We start from the raw sequence: 4,088 nt of genomic DNA, 5'->3' as shown, positions 1-4,088 counted from the left end.
CGCGGCTACCGGATCGAACTCGGCGAGATCGAAGCAGCCCTCAACACCCACCCCCACATCCACACCACCGCCGTCACCACCCGCGAGGACACACCGGGCAACAAACAGCTCATCGCCTACATCGTCGCCACTCCCGGCAACACACCCACCACACACCAACTCCGCACCCACCTCCAGCGGCAACTGCCCGACTACATGGTCCCCAGCACCTACGTCCCCCTCGACCAACTGCCCCTGACACCCAACGGAAAGGTCGACACCAACGCGCTTCCCGCGCCCGGCCACCACCGCCCCGAACTCGCCACCACCTACACCGCACCCCGGACGGACACCGAGCGCACCCTTGCCGCGATCTGGTCCGAGATCCTCGGTATCGACACCGTCGGCATCCACGACAACTTCTTCGAACTGGGCGGGGATTCGATCATCAGCATTCAGATGATCGCCCGGGCCAAGAAGTTCGGTGTGCACCTCACTCCGCGTCTGATCTTCAAGAACCAGACGATCGCCGAGATCGCGGTCCACGCCGCTGCGACCACATCGGTCGATGCGGAGCAGGGCCGCGTGGCGGGCGAGGTCCCGCTGACACCGATCCAGCACTGGTTCTTCGAGAAGGACCTGCCGACGTTCGACCACTTCAACCAGGCCGAGCTTCTCGTTACCGACGGGCTCGCCCCCGACGTGCTGCGGCTCGCGCTGGCCGACCTGATCGAGCACCACGACGCGCTGCGCCTGCGCTGCGTGGACGGGCCCGACGGCTGGCGGCAGTACCTGGACGAGACCGTGGACACCGACCTCCTCGACGTGCACGACCTGTCCGGTGTCTCGGACGAGTCCCTGGCGTCGGTGTCGCTGGACATCGCGGAAAAGACGCAGCAGAGCCTCGGCCTGGCCAAGGGCCCGTTGTTGCGGGCCGCCCTGCTGGAGTTGGGACCGACGCGCGGGCAGCGGTTGCTCACCGTCGTACACCACCTGGCGGTCGACGGTGTGTCCTGGCGGATCCTCCTGGAGGACCTGGGCAGTTGCTACGAGCGGCGGGCTGCCGATCTCGCGCCCCTGCTGCCGGCGAAGACGACGTCGTTCCGGTCATGGGCCCAGCGACTGAACGGCTTCGCCGACTCCGCTCAGGCAAGGGCCGAGTGCGCCTACTGGGCCGAGCCCAAGCCGGCCGGCCGGGTGCCGCGTGACCGGGACGGCCGCAACGACCTGGGATCCGCCGCCAGCGTCGTGGCGGCGCTCAGCCCCGAGGAGACGCGTGCCTTGCTGCGGGACGTGCCACGGGTCTTCAGCACCCAGATCAACGACGCGTTGCTCACCGCACTGGCGCAGGCCCTGCGAGACTGGACGGGGGACGACGAGATCCTGATCGGTCTGGAGGGACACGGCCGTGAGGATCTGTTCCCGGACGTGGACCTGTCGCGAACGGTCGGATGGTTCACGTCCGTCTTCCCCGTCGCGCTGCGGCTGGCGCCGGGAGCCACCGATCCGGTGGCCTCGCTCGACTCCGTCCGCGAGCAGGTGGCACGGATCCCCAACAGAGGCGTCGGCTACGGCATCCTGCGCCACCTCGGCGCCCCGGACGTGGCCGCCGTACTGCGCCGGCAGCCCACTCCGGAAGTGAACTTCAACTACCTGGGGCAGTTCACCAGGGACCTGCCGGGCATCGGGCGGTACGCCGGTCCTGACGAGCCCAAGGGCCACTCGATCAGCCCGGACGGCATGCGCTGGAACGTGCTGGATGTGACCGCCGCCGTCGAAGGCGACACGTTCGGCCTGTACATCAACTACTCGACCGCGCTGCACGAGCGGCGCACCGTCGAGCGCCTGGCCGACGGTGTCGTCGGCCACCTGCGCGAGCTGATCGCCGGCAGTGCCGACGGAGCCGCCGACGCCCGCCGGGAGTCCCCAGGTGTTCCCCTCACCGATGTCGGTGACGCCGACATGGCCGCGATCCTGAAGAGGTTCTCGATATGAGTGCGCACAACGTGGAAGACGTCTACGGACTCTCGCCCCTGCAGTTCGGCATGCTTTACCACTCGCTGGAGGACACTTCCGACACGCGCCCGTACATGGTGCAGATGACGGAGGAGGTCGAAGGACCCTTCGACGAGACGCTGTTCGGAGCCGCCTGGCAGCAGCTCGTCGACCGGCATTCGATCCTGCGCAGCGCGTTCGTGTGGGAGGGAGTGTCGGAGCCGGTGCAGGTGGTGCAGCGCCAAGCTCCCCTCCCCTTCGAAGTGAGGGATCTGAGCGGCCTGTCCGGTCAGGAGGAGCGGCTGAGCACCTTCCTGGCGGAGGACTGGGACCGGGGGTTCGACCTCTCACGGGCCCCGCTGGTCCGGGTCACCGTGCTGCGGATGGGGGAGGAGCGCCGGATCGTTGTCTGGTCGTTCCATCACATCCTCCTCGACGGCTGGAGTGTGCAGATCCTCCAGAAGGAGCTGTTCGCCCTCTACCGCGCGCTGCTCGACGGCACTTCCGCCGAACTACCGCCGACCGTCCCCTACCGCCGCTACATCGAGTGGCTCAACTCCCGGCAGGACGACGGCTCCGCGGCGTTCTGGACCGATTACCTGGCGGGCGTCACTGAGCCCACCGCCCTGCACATCGACCAGGACACCGGTGACACGGGAGTCGGCGAGTTCGAGGTGTGCGCCTCCGCAGAGATGTTCGCGCGGGCCCGGGACTACGCCAAGTCCCAGCGCGTCACGATGAACACACTGGTGCAGGGCCTGTGGTCGGTCCTGCTCTCACGGTACAGCCGCCAGGACGAGGTGCTGTTCGGCTCCACCATCTCGGGCCGGTCGATCGATCTGCCCGGCGTCGAGTCGATGATGGGCCTGTTCATCAACACGCTGCCGGTGCGCGGCCGGCTCACGGGCGACCTCGTCGTCTCCGAGTGGCTGAGGGATCTCCAGGACGAACAACTGGAGATGCGGCAGTGGGAGTACTGTCACCTCGTCGACGTGCAGAAGCACAGCAGGATCCCGCGCGGCGAGCCACTGTTCCGGTCGATCCTCGTCTTCGAGAACTACCCCGTGGTGCAGAAGCCGTCTGACTTCCCCGAGGGACTCACCCGGCGCCTTGTCAACTGTGTGGAGCGCACTGGGTACCCGCTGACCCTCGTCGTATCGGCGGGCCGGGCCCTGGAGTTCCGCTTCGTCTACGACCGGAGCAGGTTCGACGCGAAGACGATCGAGCGCATGGCCGGCCACCTGGAGAGCCTGCTGACCTCTGTAGTGGACGCGCCCGGCGCACGCATCGGCGATCTCAATATGCTCACGGTGGGGGAGCGGCGGGAGGTGCTGGTCGAGTGGAACGGTGTCAGTGTTCCGTATCCGGACACCGCGACCATTCATCAGCTCATCGAGGAGCGTGTCGCCGCGAGTCCCGATGCGATCGCTGTCACGTACGGGGGTCGCCGTTGGACCTATGGTGAGATCAATGCCCGTGCGAACCAGCTCGCCCATCACCTGCGCGGCACCGGTATCACCGCAGACACCCTGATTGCCGTCTGCCTCGACCGCTCGCCCGACCTCATCGCCACGCTCCTGGGCGTCCTGAAGGCCGGTGCCGCGTTCGTTCCTCTCGATCCGGACTATCCGATCGACCGGATCACCTACATGGTCGAGGATGCGAATGCTCCGCTCGTCATCACCAGCACCGGCCTCGGCGACCGCATTCCGGAGGGGTTCCCGCGGCTGCTGGTCGACACTCAGTGGCCGGCTAGTCCCGACTCCGATCCCGGGCCGCTGGCTTCGCCGGATGATCTGGCCTATGTGATCTACACCTCGGGCTCGACGGGCAAGCCGAAGGGTGTCGCTCTTGAGCACCGTGGTGTCGTGAACTACCTGTACTGGTGCGACCAGAACTATCCCGCGCACATCCCGGGCGGTATCGGCTCGGTTCTGTATTCGTCGGTGACGTTCGATCTGACGATCACGGCGCTGTTCCTGCCTCTCATTCAGGGCCAGCAGCTCGTCATCCCTGTCGCCGCACCGGATCAGACGGCGTTCGACGCGGCGATCGACCTGATCTGCACCAACACCCCGATCAGTTTCCTCAAGGCGACCCCTTCCCATCTGGAG

Annotated in this window: 2 protein-coding genes; both read left to right on the top strand. The window is 67.0% G+C overall.

Annotated elements, in window-relative coordinates:
• The coding region (locus ABZY11_RS43300) for a condensation domain-containing protein (protein WP_356484441.1) at window positions 1-1,974 on the top strand (1,974 nt) is incomplete at its 5' end.
• Window positions 1,971-4,088 (top strand): condensation domain-containing protein (locus ABZY11_RS43295; protein WP_356484440.1); only part of this gene is annotated, 2,118 nt, incomplete at its 3' end. The genes ABZY11_RS43300 and ABZY11_RS43295, both read left to right, overlap by 4 nt.

The sequence above is a fragment of the Streptomyces sp. NPDC006510 genome, from assembly GCF_040611955.1.
In the GTDB taxonomy this organism is placed as follows: Bacteria; Actinomycetota; Actinomycetes; order Streptomycetales; family Streptomycetaceae; genus Streptomyces.
The sequence above is the reverse complement of the archived record's forward strand: the minus strand, read 5'-3'. Positions and strand labels throughout refer to the sequence as shown.